Below are 17,512 nucleotides of genomic sequence, written 5' to 3' on the forward strand. Positions count from 1 at the left end.
ACCTTTAAAATCATGTCAAATTCTCAATCCGTTATTGCAACAGACATTCGGTATTGTCCAGAAGATATAGAGAAAGCATTTTGGCAGCTATGGCAGCAGAACCGAGATTATCTTTACCGTTGCTGTCTCAGGTGGATGGGAGGGAATTCTACTGATGCCGAAGAGGTGCTCAGTCGCGCCATGCTCAAAGCTTGGAATAAATTACCAGACTATGCCGAAAAAATCACCAACCTCCGAGCTTGGCTGCTTCGCTTAACCCATAATCTATGTATAGATATACACCGAGAACGCCGCCGGAAAGCAATGCAGATGGAGGATATTGAAGAAGTAGCTGCTACAGGAAATTCAGCATTTATTTCGGGTTTGAACTCTCCTGAAGAAGCACTTCTACATCATGAGTTGGGACAGTACATTCGCCGCGCTATTGATACTCTTCCTTCTCGATTACGCAATCCGTTTATCCTGCGTTACTGCCACCAGATTGCCTATCAAGATATTGCCCAACAACTTGCTCTCTCGCTCAATAACGTTTACAAGCGCATCCAACAGGCACGAGAGATTCTGCAAAAGCGTTTGAGCAGGTATTTGTCAGGGTTGGATGATGGTTTGTCAGATTCCTCGGAGTCGTCTAAAAAGGGGGACGTTGCCTTTAGCAGCGATGATTTTGCCACAGGGGTAGTGCCCCCGTGCCTACCGCGTCAAGATGGTGGGGCGATTCCCTACGGGATAGCTTCGCTTGACGCGGGGGGATTGCCCCGACAATTCGATGAAACGATCGCATCCGACTCGATCGCCCCCATCCCTCAAAACAGTGGCGAGACAATAAATTATCAGGTAACAGCAATATGTCTAGAAACACTACATTCCGGGTGGTATCCCTCACTCAGTCCTCTGGGGTGGAGTTGAATGCTTACCTGGTTGCAGACTCCAAGCCAACCCGACAAGAGCAGAAGCTGAAAACATTAAGTGAGTACGTGCAGCAGTATCCATCTGGGTGGAAGAAACGGTTGGAATTGGCGAATCTGCTGTATGAAATGGGTCATATCGAGCAGGCGGTTGAGGAATATCGCCAAGTAATAGATCGGCAGCAACCACCATCGATCGGCGTACACTTGCAATTGGCGAAACTCTTGCAGCTTATGGGACGAGAGGTTGAGGCAATAGCGGTTTATGAAAGTGCCTCGGCCCATGCACGCAATGAGGCGACTCGACAGCATATCAGCGGATCGATCGCACTCTGTAGAGATGACACTCAGGCAGCGATACTGGCTTTTGAGTCTGCGGCTTCCCTAGAACCAGATAATGCGGCTCACTGGCTGGCGTTGGGGCAGGTGCAAAGGGGGAGAGGGGATGCGGTTGCAGCTTTGCGATCGTTTGATCGGGTTTTGTCACTGAACCCGGATGATGTTGTAGCGCTGATTGACAGCTACGACGCGAGTCAGGCGGTGGGGAATGTGCGCCAAGCGCAGCGGCGGTTGAGCAAAGTGCTAGAGCTGGCTGCGGGTGATTTCCGAGCGCTCAAACGACTGGCGGATACTCGTTGCCGGATGAGATTGGTATCGGGTGAGGAGGGCAAACAGACTAAACAGATAATTAGTTCTGTGCTGCAACTGGCTCCTGATGCGGCGGATGCCCGCGAGTTGCTGGCATATTATCACGTTTTCCGGGGGGAGTCGGCTAACGGGGTTGGGGTGTTGGAACGGTTTACTGAGGAACACCCGAATCATCCTAGGGGTTGGTATTCCTACGGGCGTTACTTGTTTCACACGGGGGAATATCAGAAAGCGGCTGAGGCGATGCTGAAAGCTTATCGTCTGTATCCCCAGGATTGTGAAATTTATCGGGCGTTGTGTCAGATTTTGCCTGCTGCCTCTCCCCCAGTTGCTCTCGATCCCCCCTCCGCCCCTCTTAAAAAGGGGGGAACCAGTCTCAAAGTCGCCCTTGATAAGGGGGATTTAGGGCGATCGAACAATCAAGTAACCCTGGCATCAATAGTAGAAGAGATGCTCGATCGTTTTCCCGAACGTTGGAGTGTTTGGACGACGGCGGGGCGGGTGTTGGTGGAAAGTTTTCAGGAGATCGATCGAGGGTGTGGTGTCTCTGTGCGGGGGACGCAACTTGAACCGCAGTTACCTGATGCTTGGTTTAGTCACGGGCGGGTGTTGGTGCTGGCGGGGAAACACCGGGAAGCGGTGGAGGCTTTGGCGCAAGGATGGCAGTTGCTACCGGAAGAGGGGGGTTATCTGCAATCTGTGTCTGCTGCGGTGTGGCTGGGGGAGAGTTATCGAGGGCTGGGGGATGAGGTGGCGAGTCGGAAATGGTTGGAAAAGGCTTGTCAGTTCGCTCGGGAATTGATGGAGTTTGACCCGGCGATGGCTGGTTACTGGCAAGGAAGAGCGTTGTTGGGGTTGGGGGATGTGACGGAGGCTGTGGAAGCTTATCGAAGTGCGCTGAGTCGGCGGTTGCTCTACCCTTTTCGCGGGGAGGTTGAGGAGGCTGTGAAACGGTTGAAAGGTAAGAGGCGAAAGGGCGATCGGGCTAAAGCGTAGATCCTTGACTTCTTAGGGAAGTCGGGGATCTGAACCTCTCAGAGTGCATTTAGTTAGGAAAAAACAGCCTCTAACTCGAAAAATTCAGAAATTGACCTCTGGATTCGTCTTATGGGTGTAGAGACAAAAATAAAATTTAGTCTCGAATAAAAAGCAAAATCAAACTAATCTCAAAGGAGGCTAATTATGTTTCGTCGTAGATTCTAAAACCAATATTTTTTCAGCAAAACTACATTTCTAAGCTGATTAAATGTGATTTAAAGATGTAGGGTGGGCACTGCTCACTCTACATCTTTTGTTGCTGACCTTAATTCAATAACAAAATCTGGTGCAATGGGTAGAAATTATAGTTCTCGTATTTGAGGTAGGTTTTATAGAGTGCATTGAGTTAGGGAAATAGCCTATAACTCGAAAAATTCAGAAATTGACTTTGGGAATCGTCTTAAGGGTGTAAAAGTTCAACATAGCCAGTTAAGTACCCCACGAAGATAGACAACCCAATGGAAAAAGACAAGGCTTGATACCTTTGATTCCTATTATTCCTATAAAGTAAAAATATCCGCCGATTAGCACAGACACTTCGATTAATTTTCAGTATTATTACCGATGTCTTTTAGCGCGTGATCTTGTAACCAGTCACTCAGAAATATATCAATGAAGCAAAGATCCGACTTTTCCGACTTTACGATCCGACTTTTCCGACTGACAGGAGCAAGGTAGGGGAGTCATGATAGAGACATGGAAAGGATGCAGCCTCAAAAAAAGAGCAACTGAATCCAATCCAAACCTGGATAAATGCTACGTCAAAGCATAAATCGTGCCTGTAGACAAACTCCCATAACTCATGGAACTTATTTGGTTCTTTAAAACCCTCAACAAATACATTGCCTCCTACAAATGGCAATTCATTTTACTCTTTATCTGCCTGATATTCGACGCAGCATTCGATTCAGTCTTCCGAGCCAGCTTAAAATTTATCATCGATGCCGCCATCGTTCCCCAAAACTATAGTCTTCTGGTTCTAATCCTGTCATTGCTAGTTGTCGGAGCAATTCTATATGCCTGCATCGGTTTGCTAGGAATTTTCCTAGGAGCGCGTTTGGGCATTTTAATCACCAACAATATCCGACACTCTCTATTCCAGCATCTCCAAAGCCTTTCAATGGAGTTTTTTGGACGGCGTTCAGCCGGGGATATTGTCAATTGTCTCATCGCCGATGTCCAAAAGGTGGAAAATGGTGTAATTACAATGGGGCTGACAGTCCTTGTTTTAGAACTGTCTAACTTCCTATTTTCTCTGGTTTTCCTCTTCTTCCTCAACTGGCAATTAGCCCTGCTCAGTTTAATCGGTTTAACCATCTGCACAGTTGCCCCAGCAAAAATTGCCAGCATTGCCACAGAAGTCGGCTATAAGTTGCTGCAAAAAGAAGGACAGATTGCCAGCGTTATCGAAGAGAATATCCTCTCGCAAACCGTTGTCAAGATATTCGGGCTGGAAAACCAAATGACTGAGGATTTTGCCACCGATTTGAATGACTTAAAACAGGTTTATGTCCGCGCAACCTTTCTGTCCTACTTAGTACAGAAAGCTCCCATGATTGGTTTTGTCCTGACGCAGCTTATCGTTTTAAGTATCGGTGCTTTCATGACATACCAGAATATCATTTCCGTAGGCACTCTTGCCTCCTTTCAAGTTTTAATGCTAGGATTGAATCTCAATATCCTCGGTTTAACTTCGTCACTGCCTGCATTTATCGATGGACTAGCAGGGCTGCAACGCATCAGCGATATCTTATCAGAAACTCCGGCAATTCAGGATGCACCGGATGCGATTGATTTACCTCACTTTTTCAGCGATATTAACTTTGACAATGTTACCTTTAGCTACTCCCAAGATAGAGGAGGAGTTAAAAATCTATCCCTGAAGATTCGCCAAGGAGAATTCGCGGTATTTGTCGGTGAAAGTGGAGCAGGAAAAAGTACAATTGTCAACTTGCTGACGCGATTTTATGACCCGGATAAAGGACGCATTCTGTTTGATGGAATTGATTTGCGTCATGCCACAGTACGCTCCCTCCGCTCTCAAATTGGACTGGTTTCTCAGGATGTAATTCTCTTTAATTGCTCCGTGCGGGAAAACATCCGCATGGGCTACCTACAAGCCACTGACGAACAAGTCGAAGCCGCAGCCAAAGCCGCCGAGATTCACAAATTTATTTTGTCCTTACCCCAAGGCTACGACACACTTGTTGGTGACAGGGGCGGACAGTTATCCGGGGGACAACGGCAAAGAATCGCTTTAGCTAGAGCCTTGGTGAGAAATCCAGCAATTCTGATTCTGGATGAAGCCACATCCGCCCTCGACCCCGCCACAGAAGCCGAAATCCTCGCCACCATCGAGCGCATCACCAAAGAACGCACCGTAATTTTGATCACCCACCGGATGGCCCATGCCTTGCGTGCGGATGTCATGTACGTGCTGGAAAACGGCGGCTTGGTTGTTAGCGGTTGACACACAGATTTGACCTGTACTGAATATTTTGGAGTTAAAAATTATGACCGGCACAAATGATTACAAATGGCTAATTCCCTCTTCTCATAACCTAGGCTCGAAATCTCTTGAAGAAGAGAAAGAGATGTGGGATAAAAGCCACGAAGATTATACCAACACCGCTTTCAGCATCACCCAAGACCCCAAAATCTGCAAAAACTTAATCCGTCCAGAGCGTTCTCCCGGCTATGATATTCCCAACTCGCCTGACATCAAAGTCCTAATTCCCGGTTGCGGCTCGGAAATTTATCTTCAGAAAACCTTACTAGAATTTTGCCCCCAAATTGGACAAATCTACTGTACCGATTTTTCCAAAACAGCGATTGAAAAAGCACAAGCAGACTGGAAAACTGCAGATGGAGATTCCCGACTGAACAATCAGCAAATCGTGTTTGAGCAAGTAGACTCCACGCTAATCACCGAACAAAAACCGGAGTGGAACGATAAATTTGATTACGTCCTACTCGCAAATTCCGTGGTTTCCAGTGAGGATAAAACCAACCGCGAGATGATACGGGAATTTGGTAAAGTTCTCAAGCCAGGTGGCAAGATATACGGATATTTCCCAACCACGTTATGCTTTTTAGAAATTGCCTATTTTAGTCGCAAACACGCTCACTGTGTTACAGAGGGATTTATCGATGTCTACGGCAATAAAGTTTGGGATGCTGAGTGGCAAGAGGCCCAGATTTATTACACTCCCTTGCGGTTAAATCGCATCTTTAAAGAAGCGGGATTGCAACAACTCAGTTTGGAGATGCAGTTTTTGGACTATGAGCCTTTTGTTTCGATGTTTAAAGAGATGATCGAGCATGACGACCCGGATATTTTTCTCTGGCATCTTCTAGTTCGTTATGAAAAATAGGACTTAGGTATTTGGGCGAAGCATCGAGCGAGATGCTTCGTTTCACTCAGCATGACACATAGGATTTGTGTAAGTAGGGACACGGCGAAAGCCTTTGTCCCTCTTCGTGTCAACAACTAGGTTAAACCCGCAGTCCGGCAAGGGTTGAAACCCCTGCCTCAAAGAAGACAGTCCTCGCTATGAGGACTGAAAAACTCATTAGTCCTCATAGCGAGGACTTTAGCTATAAGCCCCGTGGAATTCATTCCCTGGCGGTCTGGCGGACTGGCGACTGTCAGCGGTGAGTTGTGGTTGAGGTTAAACTCTAGAATATTGAAATTAACAGAGGCCAGAAGTACGATCGCCCTTTTGAAGAGAAATGTATCGAAATAGAAGCGCGATCGCAACTTTATTTTTTCTACCCTCCGATAACTCCCCACATCCCGATGGTTTCCCAACTACGCTTCAACTATCAAAGTAATGTTGTCAAGTCTCGCGACGCGAACCACGTCACCCGGTTTCAAAGTTATTTTTCGTTAGCGAAGCCCTCAAAGAGGATCGCACTTAGCCGGCCACCAACTGCTTTGGAAGCGGACGAGACCGCATTTATCATGCCGAATTTATTCTCGTTAACAATCTGACTTCTGATTATTATTTGAGCGGTGTATACAGTATTTTAGGCGTTTTTTACCGGATCTTAGGCGAAATAAATCAACCCATAGAATGCCATCAAATCTCAGAAATCAAAGCTACTAAATATTTGCAAATTATAGCGAAAAGCAGCGAGCCGGAAAACGGCAAACAAGCTAATCTGGAATTCTGGAAAGTTAACTCTGCCATTAATATAGGTTTTTGTCAAATAGAAACGTGCGAATTAAAAGCAGCTATGGAGATATTTGTCAAGCTGACAAATTCGCGGGACGAAATCGGGAGTAATAGCTATTCGATCGATGTCGGGTTAGCTTTCCTCAACTCCTGTATCGGAACCCAAAAAGAGGCGGAAGAACTCGCCGAAAAACTTTATGCCGATCGGGAAAACAGTCAGTTGGTGGGTACGGGATACAAGTTAGTTTTTCTCGCCGCCACCTATCAAAACCTGCCAGAGACAGACAAAGCTTTGAGCTTGTACCGCCAAGCGATCGCGATCGCCGACCAAAACCAGTACAGCAGCATCAAAGCCAAATCTCTCAGCGGTATAGCGCTGTACCGAGAACCGGGAGAATTTGACCGAGCCCTGCTGCACCATCCAGAAGCAATCGAAATAGTCGATCGAGCCAGCGCTAAATTAGACCGAGCCGAAGCTTGCTATCAACTAGCACTAACAGAACAAAAACTGGGTAACATCAAGAAAACCCAAGAAAATTTTGACCGCGCCATTCAAGTGTTCAGCGAAATCGACGCTAGCAAACAAGTAGAAAAAGTACAGTTAGCCGCGACCAAAAAACTGAAAAAATACCTAATTAATCGAGCAATAAATCATAAAATAGATACAATAAACGAAAGAACAACCATAAACTTTGTAGAGATGAAACTAAAACGATTGGGACACGTAGCCGTCTGCGTGCAAGACATAGAGAAGTCTGCTGAATTCTACCGCAACTTGGGCATGGAGTTAGTCTGGAAAGATGCAGACTGGGCTTATTTGAAAGCAGGAGAGGACGGATTGGCGCTGTTGAGTCCGAGTTACGACCAAGCAGGGCCACATTTTGGGTTTGTATTTGACGATCGTACCGAAATGGAATCCGCCTACGAACAACTCAAAGCCGATGGTGTTTCCGTCACCCACATCCACGAACACCGCGACGGTACTGCATCCTTCTACGGCAGAGATCCAGATGGGAACGGTTTTGAATATCTTTACGAACCGGCCTGACAATTCTAGGGCTTACGAATCAAAACCCAAGAAACCGGGTTTTTAACGGTTTCTGCGAGTTGCAGTGCGTCTTCTCGACAAAAACCCGGTTTCTGAACACGTGCGCGAACTAAGGGATGAGAATTAAATAAAATCCACTTTCCATGACTGTTGTGGGATGGGCCTGAAAGCCCGTCCTTTCTGGGCGGGCTTTCAGGCCCACCCCACAAGAAAAAAGGGAAATTATTTAATTGACGATCCTAAATTAAGTAAGCGCCCAGAAAAAAATAGAATACCCAGATACCCGGTTGGGCGTTCCTTCTTCCGTTCCCGGAACATCCCTACAACTCCCCGAATAATCTGAGGTACTCACACCGAGGCTTCTCAAGTAAGGTGCAGGCTGTGAATCCAAAATATATCCACAACTTCCGAAAATCGGCTCGATAATCTAAAATCTAAAATCTAAAATCTAAAATCCTCATGCTGCAGAGAATACAAGTCAGAAACCGCTGGAAATCAATTTTCAAACCCTGGGAAGAAGCAGACCCTTGGCTGTTTGGCGCTTGCATCGCCCTCACCATCTTCGGGGGAGTCATGATCCGCAGCGTCGAAATCAACCAGGGGCTGATCGACTGGTGGCGGCACTGGATAACTGGGGCAGTTGGTTTGTTCCTCGCTATCATCATTTCCCGATGCCGTTACCAAACACTGATTGAGTGGAAATGGCCAATTTATATATTAATCAATTTGTCCCTGATCGCAGTGCGGTTTATCGGTACTACAGGGCTCGGTGCCCAGCGGTGGATCAACATCGGCGGCTTTTACCTGCAACCGTCAGAATTTGCCAAAGTAGGCATGATTATCACTTTAGCAGCTCTCCTGCACGACAAGACTGTCCCCACGGTGGGTAATATGTTGAGGATGCTGGCGATTATGGCTGTACCCTGGGGATTGATCTTTGCGGAACCAAATTTAGGTACTTCCTTAGTCTTCGGCGCGATCACAATGGGGATGTTTTACTGGGGAAATGTCAATCCCGGCTGGCTAATATTGCTATTCTCTCCTCTCATCTCAGTTCTCCTCAATAACCTGTATACACCGATTTGGGTAGCCTGGGTAGTTGTTGCAGGTATTATCGCTTGGCGAACCCTGCCTTGGCCCTGGTTGGGGACTTTCGGTGCTGTGTTGGTGAACGTTGTTTCTGGACAAGTCGGACAGCTTTTTTGGAATGTACTCAAGGATTATCAAAAAATGCGTCTGACAGGTTTTTTAAACCCAGAGAAAGACCCTTTAGGTAGCGGATATCATTTGATTCAATCTCGGATTGCTATTGGGGCCGGGGAACTCAAAGGCAGGGGTTTGTTTCAGGGAACGCAAACTCAGCTTAACTTTATTCCCGAACAGCATACAGACTTTATCTTTTCAGCTATTGGCGAAGAATTGGGGTTTATTGGCTGTATTTGCGTGCTGTTTGTTTTCTGGTTAATTTGTTTCCGGTTGGTGACGATCGCTCAAACTGCTAACGATAATTTTGGTTCTTTGCTGGCGATCGGCGTACTGTCAATGTTGATTTTTCAGGTATTCGTAAATATTGGGATGAACATTGGCTTGGCGCCGGTTACGGGCATTCCGCTGCCTTTCCTAAGTTACGGGAATGCGTCGCTGCTGAGTAATTTTCTCGGCCTGGGACTGGTGGAGGCTGTGGCCAGCCAGCGACAGCGCAAGAAGCGTTGGAATTAGGTCATTGGTAATGGGTAATGAGTTTTGGGAATGCGATCGCCCTTTTGATTTCTTTCGAGAGATTCTGCGGGCGATCGCCTTTTTTGTCGATCGGCCGCATCTAAATGTTACGCTTCCTGAGCGGAGCCTTTATGACAGTCTAGTTTGATAAAATTATTGTGAGGCGCGCGCGAGAAACCGCCCCCAAATAAAATTTAGTAATGAGAATTAAATAACTTCCACTCTTGAAAGTGGGATGGGCTCTTATAGCCCGTCTTTTAAGGACGGGCTATAAGAGCCCATCCCACAATAACAATTAAAATTATATAGCGGTTCTCAGAAAGATTCGCGGACGTAGTTGGGCCCCGGCCCTATACGTTATTATGGTTATATAAGGTGTCATTCCTACCTCATCTTTTTGAGAACCGCTATAAGTTATTTAAGTCCCGATTCTTAGAGGTTCAACAGCTTAAATACATCAAATTAATTAAACCACTCCTGACGCAAACAATAAATGCTTTTGTGCGCTATGGGTAAGCAACTATGTGTGCAGCGGACGCCCAACTGAGGACGTTATCAATGCCTGAAACCCCTTGTTATTATTACATCTTTTTTTCTTCTTCCTTCTTCCTTCTATCCTTTACATCCGCTACATAATCCGTTGCCGAACTTCCTTCGCCTCTGATTACTCGTTCATATTCTTGTAAGTAGCAACAGCCGAAGGCGAACTCCGGTTTAAATAACGGAATATCCAATACTTAAATACCGTATCCAAGATCACTGGAAACGTTGCAATGAACAAAAATATGAACTGCCTATTTTCTGGCAGTCCCAAATGCCTCGATAAACCTTCGAGAATTACTTCCCAACCGTGAGGCGAGTGGAATCCCACAAACACATCCGTAAACAAAATAATTACGAAAGCTTTCGCACTGTCGCTGAGGCCGTAAATCACATCGTCCATAAAAGACTTTAAAATCTCAATCTCTTTCTTGTTAGTGACGATAATCGCGGCAAAAGCCATGCAGGAAATCAAATCGGCAAAAATATTTTTAATGGCTCCACCACTTTCAGCGCGGTATTCCTCCGCTAGTTCAACTGCTTTCGCGGCAATTTTATTTTCCGTTTCCTCTAAAGAAAGCGAGGGAGCAATGCCTATTAACCTTTCAAATTTGAGGCGCTGCTCAAATCTCTCCAGTTCTTGAAATGCTTCTTCTTCCAGGTTAACATTTATGAAAAGTGGAGCATTTTCTTGACCTCTAAAATTGTCAACTATCGGGCCGACTAGAAAGTTTTTGGAGATTTGATTCGTCAACAGCGGAACTAAAATCAAAAGCAAAATAAATCTGAGGGAAATAATTGTTTTTACTTTGGAATTGCGAAAATTCTTGACTACTTCTTTTTCAGCTCCAGGGTCTAAATCTTTAGTGATTCGATTTAAAGTTCCCAAAAGCGATCGCGGTAATAAATTTACTTCTTCATAGTTAGTGTCAACCTCACCATCGTGAATTTGAACAGAATTAGCTGAACCTTTATTTTTTGGATCGGGTGGAGAACTGCTATTTGTAGATTTTGCCTGCAGATTTACTGAACTGACAACCGGAACAATTGCCGTCGATCTACTATTATCAATATACTTGTAGATAACTCCATCAATAAACTTTAGCTTCTCAAATATAAGGGATTCTCTATCTTTATTGTTGAGATGTAATCCGTGGTGGTGATAATCAGCGCTGTGCCCAGTTTTGGGTTTAGCCCCCACTCGCTCCGGCAGTTCCAAAAAAGAACGGCTAGCATTAAACTCAACCATTCGGGTTTGGATGACCTTGAGGTATTTTTGCAGTTCGGATTTAAAGTAAGACAGGGTGCTTTGTCCGTAATCTCCCGATCGCTCAGAGATTTCTTGACCGCCAAAATGCTCGTCTTCGATCGCCTTAATTGCTAACGCAGCATCGTAGGCCTGTTCTAGAGCCCTCTCAGGCGTTTCTCGATACCATTGGTGAAGGCTGTAGAGATATTTTACAATCCTGTTCCACGGAGAAGTATTCATAGCTAAAGCTGGTTAGTTGGCTGTAGACATTAGTGATTAAAGTATTCACGGTATGGTAACAAATTTACATAAATTGAGAACTGCCACCCAAGATTCAATTTGGATTGTCGGATCTGCCCGCAGCGGCAAAACCACTCGCTTAGTCGAGCAGTTCTGCATTTGGAGCAAAACTGTCAAGCTTCTACCTGCAACAGTTTCAGGGCGATCGATCTCCGGGCGGCGGCGGGCTGGACAAACTGCCCCAGCAATTTTAGTATTAGCAGCTAACGGAGACAACCGGCTAGAATTAGCCGATCGCATCGCCGTCGCTACCGAAGGAAAATATACCTTTCACTCCACAACGCCCTTCGGTTTTTTTGAGCAGGAAGTATTGTTATTTTGGCCCCTGCTAGTTCAGTCGCTGGATTTGAGAGCTCAATTTCCCCTACGGCTGCAACCTGAAACAGAACTGGAACTTGCCGCGAGACTCTGGCGTCGCGAACTAGACGAAGGCATTTTGCAAAAAACAGGGGTAAGTCCAAATCGAATGGTGCGTCGAACACTAGACTTATTACAACTTGCTGCTGTCAGCGGTACGCCGAGAGAAGAGATTCCCAGCATTCTGGAACAGGGATTTGCTGGTGAGGGCGGCTCGACAAACCTGTGGACTAGCATGGGAGAGTTGCTGGAAAGGTGGCGGGAATGGTGCTTGACGCGGGGACTCCTGACTTACGGGATTGTTTGCGAACTCTACTGGCGCTATTTGTTGCCGGATGTCAGTTACCAGCAGCATTTGGCCTCTAGATACCAAGCTGTCATTGCAGACGATGTTGACGATTATCCGGCGATAAGTTGCCATTTGTTCGATCGAATGCTCGACTTCGGTGCAGCGGGGGCGTTCTCCTACAATCGGGATGGAGGGGTGCGTTTGGGCTTGGGGGCTGACACGGAATACCTGGCCCGACTCGAAAACCGCTGTCAAACTGTGGAAAATTTGGACGCAAAAGCGGGTTTAGCCCCAGAGATTGGAGAGTTAGCGGTAAGTTTAGCAGTTAATTCTGAGGGTTTTTATCCTTTAGGCTTGAGTTTGCCCGGTAAAGTTCGATCGCTCCAAACCACTTCCCGGGCTCAACTGCTGCGAGAAACTGCCGAAATCATCGTAGATGCGGTGAAGTCAGAAGCCGTGGAACCACAGGAAATCGCCGTAATTGCCCCTGGGATGGATGCGATCGCCCGTTACAGTTTAACGGAAATTCTGGCGCGAGATGGTATCGCCGCCGTATCTCTCAACGATCAGCGTCCCCTCTCGACTACCCCAGAGATTCGAGCTTTGCTGACTTTGTTAGCCTTAGTTTATCCGGGACTAGGCCGTTTAGTCGATCGAGACGGCGCAGCCGAAATGCTGGTAGTGTTGGGAAGCCAGAAACACGGGGAAATGGAACCTGAAGATTCCAACCTTATGTTCAATCTAAAATCCAAAATCCAAAATCCAAAATCGATCGACCCAGTGAGAGCAGGTTTAATCGCCGATCACTGTTTTTGTCCAGATATCGATCGACCTCAATTGCTGCCAATTACAGCCTTTCCCCGCTGGGACAGACTGGGACATCGAGCAGCCAGGGCCTACGAGCACATTGTCGAGTGGATCGAACAACAGCGATCGCAACAGCAGGAGCGGCTGTTGCCGAGCCCAATTGCCCTACTCGATCGAGCAATCCAGAAATTTCTCATGAACGACAGATACCTGCCCTACGATCGGCTAGCAGCCCTGCGCGAGTTAATGGAAACCGCCACCCACTACTGGGAAATCAACGGGCGAATGCAGCGCGTAGAACCCACAAACGGCGGCGACTCAGAAACCATCGCCCGGTTCATCCAGTTGTTGCGCCAAGGAACCGTCACCGCCAACCCCTTTCCAGTGCGTCCCGAAGGCCCAGCAGCCAGAGCCGTCACCCTCGCCAACATCTTCCAGTACCGCAGCAGTCGCCGCGCCCACAAATGGCACTTTTGGCTGGATGCCGGCTCGCCCCTGTGGCTGAGCGGCGGTGCGGCGACATTGTTTGGCGCTCCCTTATTTTTGCGATCGCAACAGGGGCGTCCCTGGGAAACCGAAGAGGAAACAGCGGCCGACCAACAGCGACTGCGGCGAATTCTGCTAGATTTGTTAAGTCGCTGTTCCCTGCTTTACCTTTGCCACAGCGAACTATCCGTCAGCGGACAAGAACAAACCGGGCCGCTTCTGCCCCTAATTAACAGCTCTGTTTCTTGTCAGCAGTCAGCATAAGGCATTCACTTCTGCAGGCAAAAGGCAAATCTGTATTCAGCATTCGACATTCGGAAAGAAAAAATTATGACGGCGAAGATTTTTATTTTTTCTGAGTGTGGATAAATAAACCGGGCTGACTCCAAGCCCGACTTCTAGGTTCTCTCGAACTGGCGCGATATTAAAGTATACCCAACATAGGCATCAAAACGTGCAATCATTAATATTTTGATATCGAAAGATGCTCGGCTTAAAAAATATCTATAGCCGTGGCAGTTTTGATTTAGTATGTTAGAAATGATGGGGTTATTAATCAATTTTAAGCCACATTTGTGGCAACAAACTGATACTAATCAGTTCTTAAAGTAAATCGGGATCGTCGTTTAAAGGAGCCAAAATAATGCCAAGTGCAGTGCCATTAGTAATTATACCACCTCCAACACCAACACCAGAACCAGAACCAGAGACGCCAGAACCAGAGACGCCAGAACCAGAGACGCCAACACCAACACCAACTCCGACTCCGACTCCAACACCAACACCACCTCCCTCCGGGGACGACACCTTTGGTGGCATAGACGACACATTGGGCGGAGGCCAAGGTACCTCGCCTGCCGTCATCGGCGGCGTAGTCCGCGGCACAGAAAGCAACGACTCCTTAGCTGGCAGTCCCGGCCCAGACGTGATTTCCGGGCTGCAAGGCAACGACACCTTGCAAGGAGTCGGAGGCGACGATTTACTATTTGGCAACGACGATGACGACGTGCTGTTCGGCAATGAGGGCAACGACGTTCTTGACGGCGGTTCAGGACTCGATACCCTGTACGGAGGCAAAGACAACGACTCCCTCGATGGGGGAAATAACCCTGACCTGCTGTACGGCAATGACGGTAACGACACGGTAATCGGAGGCGAAGGCAGAGACACGGCTTACGGCGGCAAAGGCAGCGACAGCTTGCGCGGGGGATCTGGCGACGATAGCTTTTTGGGCGATCGAGGCGACGACATCCTCTGGGGCGACCAAGGCAACGACTCGCTCTTCGGTGGCGACGGCGAAGACTTGCTATTTGGCAACGAAGGAGGCGACTGGCTCTACGGAAACGCCGGCGGGGACACAATTTTTTCCGGCGACGGCGATGACATAGTATTTGGCGGTGACGGCGACGACATCGTGGACGCCGGTGCTGGCAACGACGTTATTTGGGGCGAAGCAGGCAAAGACGTAGTGGCAGGAGGCGAAGGCAGAGATGTCTTCGTCATCGGTGCATTCAGTTCCCCCAGCGGCAGCAGCGACGGCACTAACGCGGCATTTATCACCACAGGCGGGCCCGATCTCGCCGATGCCGACATTTTCACAGACTTTCGCCAAGGGGAAGATTTAATCGGGTTAAGTGGCGACCTCAAGTTTGAAGATTTGGTAATCTTCCAAAGCACCGAAACCAAAGCCGGCAGTACGATTATTCGCAACGGCGTCAGCGGCGACTTTTTAGCAGTATTGCCCGGAGTAGACAGCAGAACCCTAGGACGAAGCTCATTTGTAATTGCCCCCACAGTTCCCGGCAGCGCAACTCCGCTTCCCCTACCGACGCCGACACCGACAGACAGTCCGACGCCGACGCCGACACCGACGCCGACAGACAGTCCGACACCGACACCGACGCCGACACCGACGCCGACTCCGACACCGACGCCAACACCGACACCGACACCCCCAGACGAGCCGGTGCCGATGTTCCCGGGGTCGCCGACGCCGACGCCGACAGCCAGTCCGACGCCGACAGCCAGTCCGACGCCGACACCAACACCGCCCATCTTTAACCAACCTCCAAGAGCCGTTAACGATAACTTCACCACGGTTGCGGGTCAAGAACTCAGTTTCAACGTTCTGTTGAACGACACTGACCAGGAACAAAGCGCTCTGACTGTAACGACTTTTGCTCCAGCAAGCAAAGGGAGCCTGGTTCCAGTGGGCGGTGGCGTATTCAAGTACACCCCGAATCCGGGCTTCTCGGGTACTGACAGCTTCAGCTACTCGATCTCAGACGGCAGCGGCGGCACCAGTAAGGCGGTAGTAACCATCAACGTCAGTAGCCCGCCGCAGCTAATAATTAACGACGGTGTGGTGGTTGCAAAAAGTAATCCTACCCAGACAATCACTGCCGCCGATTTGTTAATCACAGATCCCGACAACAGCCCCTTGGAAATCGTTTACACGATTACCAAAGCCCCCGATGCTAGCAGAGGTTTTGTCCAAAGGGGTAGCACGTTTCTCAACGTGGGCGGCAAATTCAGCCAAGACGATATCAACAACAACATCGTCAAATACAACTTGCTGGCAGAAGGCGGCAGCGACAGTTTTACGTTTACAGCCTCCGACGGGTCTGCAACTATCGGGCCGGCATCCTTCAGCATCACGGTGGTGGATAATATTGTCGATCGCAGCGCACTCCCGGCCAGCAGCTTTACAGGTAGCAACCTCAGCGACTTCATCCTGGGCGGGGCCGGCGACGATACCCTCTCTGGGGGCGACGGCAACGACATCATGGATGGCAGTGGCGGCAACGACCTCTTATTCGGTGAAGCTGGCAACGACTCGCTGGTGGGTGCGATCGGCAACGACACCGTTGACGGCGGACTCGGGAACGACACCCTAGACGGCGAAGACGGCATAGACTCGCTCATCGGCGGACTCGGCAACGACCTGATGTTCGGCGGCAATGACAATGACATCCTAGGCGGCGGTGACAACAACGACACCATTGACGGCGGCACAGGCAATGACTCGATGTTGGGAGAATCCGGCGACGACTCGATACTTGGAGGCACCGGCACCGACACCTTATTGGGGGGAATTGGCGACGACTCCCTCGACGGCGGTGCAGGCGACGACATCATCGACGGTGGATTGGGCAGAAACTTGCTCGACGGCGGTATCAATAACGATTCCATCTTGGGCGGCGACAACGATGACACGATTTTGGGTGGAGAAGGCAGCGACACGGGACTCGGAGGTTCCGGCAATGACTACGTGTTGGGCGAGGCCGGCAGCGACTCCCTCGACGGCCAAGCGGGCGACGACACTCTCGACGGCGGTGCCGGCAGTGACTGTCTCAGCGGCGCCTTCGGCAATGACTTGGTATTGGGCGGCGATGACAACGACTCGCTTTCCGGGGGTGCCGGCAATGACATTTTGGGCGGTGGCAACGGTTCTGACTTGCTCACGGGCGATGCTGGCAATGATTTCTTCTACTACGAAACTCCCAGCGAAGGCGTGGACGTGATTGCTGACTTTAACGCTAACGGCAGCGAGACAGACAGATTTTTGTTCAGGTCGTCAAATTTCGCAGGTTTAACCAACTCAGGAACTACTCTCGATTTCACCAGTTTTATCGTCAGGAATATCGGGTCTAGCGGCGACGACATTAGCAAGCAATCAGTCATTTTGTTTGAATCTAAATTTGACAACGCTCAAGCAATAAATGCAGTGTTGAAGAATCAAAACGGTTCGAGCAAAACGGGAGCTTTCTTCGTGTACCTGAACAATACTTTTAACAAGTACGTTCTCGGCTTCGACCCGAATGTGGCAGATGACAGTCTCCCAGCTTTCGATTTGGCAGTGTTGAATTCTATTCCTACAGTGCCAGGAGCGCTCAGCACCGTCATTACTGCATCTGACTTTAAGTTTATTTAGTAGTTTTTGAGTAG

At 48.5% G+C, this 17,512-nt stretch carries 10 protein-coding genes; 9 read left to right on the forward strand and 1 reads right to left on the reverse strand.

Features of this window, described 5'->3' with window-relative positions; genetic code table 11:
• Positions 1 to 12: 12 nt before the first annotated feature.
• The 7 genes from QUA50_RS17310 to QUA50_RS17345 all read left to right on the forward strand — a co-directional run bounded on the left by QUA50_RS17310 (position 13) and on the right by QUA50_RS17345 (position 9,684).
• Positions 13 to 906, forward strand: coding sequence for a sigma-70 family RNA polymerase sigma factor (locus QUA50_RS17310; RefSeq protein WP_333265254.1), 894 nt, complete (start codon positions 13 to 15; stop codon positions 904 to 906).
• A complete protein-coding gene (locus QUA50_RS17315) occupies positions 846 to 2,549 on the forward strand; it encodes a tetratricopeptide repeat protein (protein WP_333265253.1) in 1,704 nt (567 codons plus the stop codon). Before QUA50_RS17310 ends, QUA50_RS17315 begins: the two co-directional genes overlap by 61 nt.
• An 844-nt stretch (positions 2,550 to 3,393) precedes the next feature.
• Positions 3,394 to 5,061 (forward strand): ABC transporter ATP-binding protein, encoded by a 1,668-nt coding sequence (locus tag QUA50_RS17320; protein ID WP_333265252.1) that lies wholly within the window; start codon positions 3,394 to 3,396, stop codon positions 5,059 to 5,061.
• A gap of 43 nt (positions 5,062 to 5,104) precedes the next feature.
• Positions 5,105 to 5,965 carry a class I SAM-dependent methyltransferase gene (locus QUA50_RS17325; protein WP_333265251.1) on the forward strand — a complete coding sequence of 287 codons (861 nt, stop codon included), beginning with the start codon at positions 5,105 to 5,107 and terminating at the stop codon, positions 5,963 to 5,965.
• A gap of 1,504 nt (positions 5,966 to 7,469) precedes the next feature.
• Entirely contained in the window at positions 7,470 to 7,817 is a 348-nt protein-coding gene (locus tag QUA50_RS17335; protein WP_190661613.1) for a VOC family protein, read from the forward strand.
• 459 nt (positions 7,818 to 8,276) lie between these two features.
• On the forward strand, positions 8,277 to 9,536 hold the full coding sequence (rodA, locus tag QUA50_RS17340) for a rod shape-determining protein RodA (protein ID WP_333265250.1): 1,260 nt from the start codon (positions 8,277 to 8,279) through the stop codon (positions 9,534 to 9,536).
• Between the two features lie 10 nt (positions 9,537 to 9,546).
• Positions 9,547 to 9,684 carry a hypothetical protein gene (locus QUA50_RS17345; RefSeq protein WP_333265249.1) on the forward strand — a complete coding sequence of 46 codons (138 nt, stop codon included), beginning with the start codon at positions 9,547 to 9,549 and terminating at the stop codon, positions 9,682 to 9,684.
• 516 nt (positions 9,685 to 10,200) lie between these two features.
• Here QUA50_RS17345 and QUA50_RS17350 read toward each other — a convergent pair.
• Entirely contained in the window at positions 10,201 to 11,565 is a 1,365-nt protein-coding gene (locus tag QUA50_RS17350; protein WP_333265248.1) for a proton extrusion protein PcxA, read from the reverse strand.
• A 52-nt stretch (positions 11,566 to 11,617) separates the two neighbouring features.
• Between QUA50_RS17350 and QUA50_RS17355 the strand changes: the two genes are divergently transcribed.
• Together QUA50_RS17355 and QUA50_RS17360 are read left to right on the forward strand one after the other, a co-directional pair.
• Complete coding sequence (locus tag QUA50_RS17355) at positions 11,618 to 13,828, forward strand: recombinase family protein (protein WP_333265247.1); 2,211 nt, start codon at positions 11,618 to 11,620, stop codon at positions 13,826 to 13,828.
• A gap of 379 nt (positions 13,829 to 14,207) precedes the next feature.
• Positions 14,208 to 17,498: an Ig-like domain-containing protein gene (locus tag QUA50_RS17360; protein WP_333265246.1), complete on the forward strand. Its 3,291-nt coding sequence runs from the start codon at positions 14,208 to 14,210 to the stop codon at positions 17,496 to 17,498.
• Positions 17,499 to 17,512 lie beyond the last annotated feature (14 nt).

Origin of the sequence: Microcoleus sp. M2_D5, from assembly GCF_036701935.1 — a bacterium.
Classification (GTDB): Bacteria; Cyanobacteriota; Cyanobacteriia; order Cyanobacteriales; family Microcoleaceae; genus Microcoleus.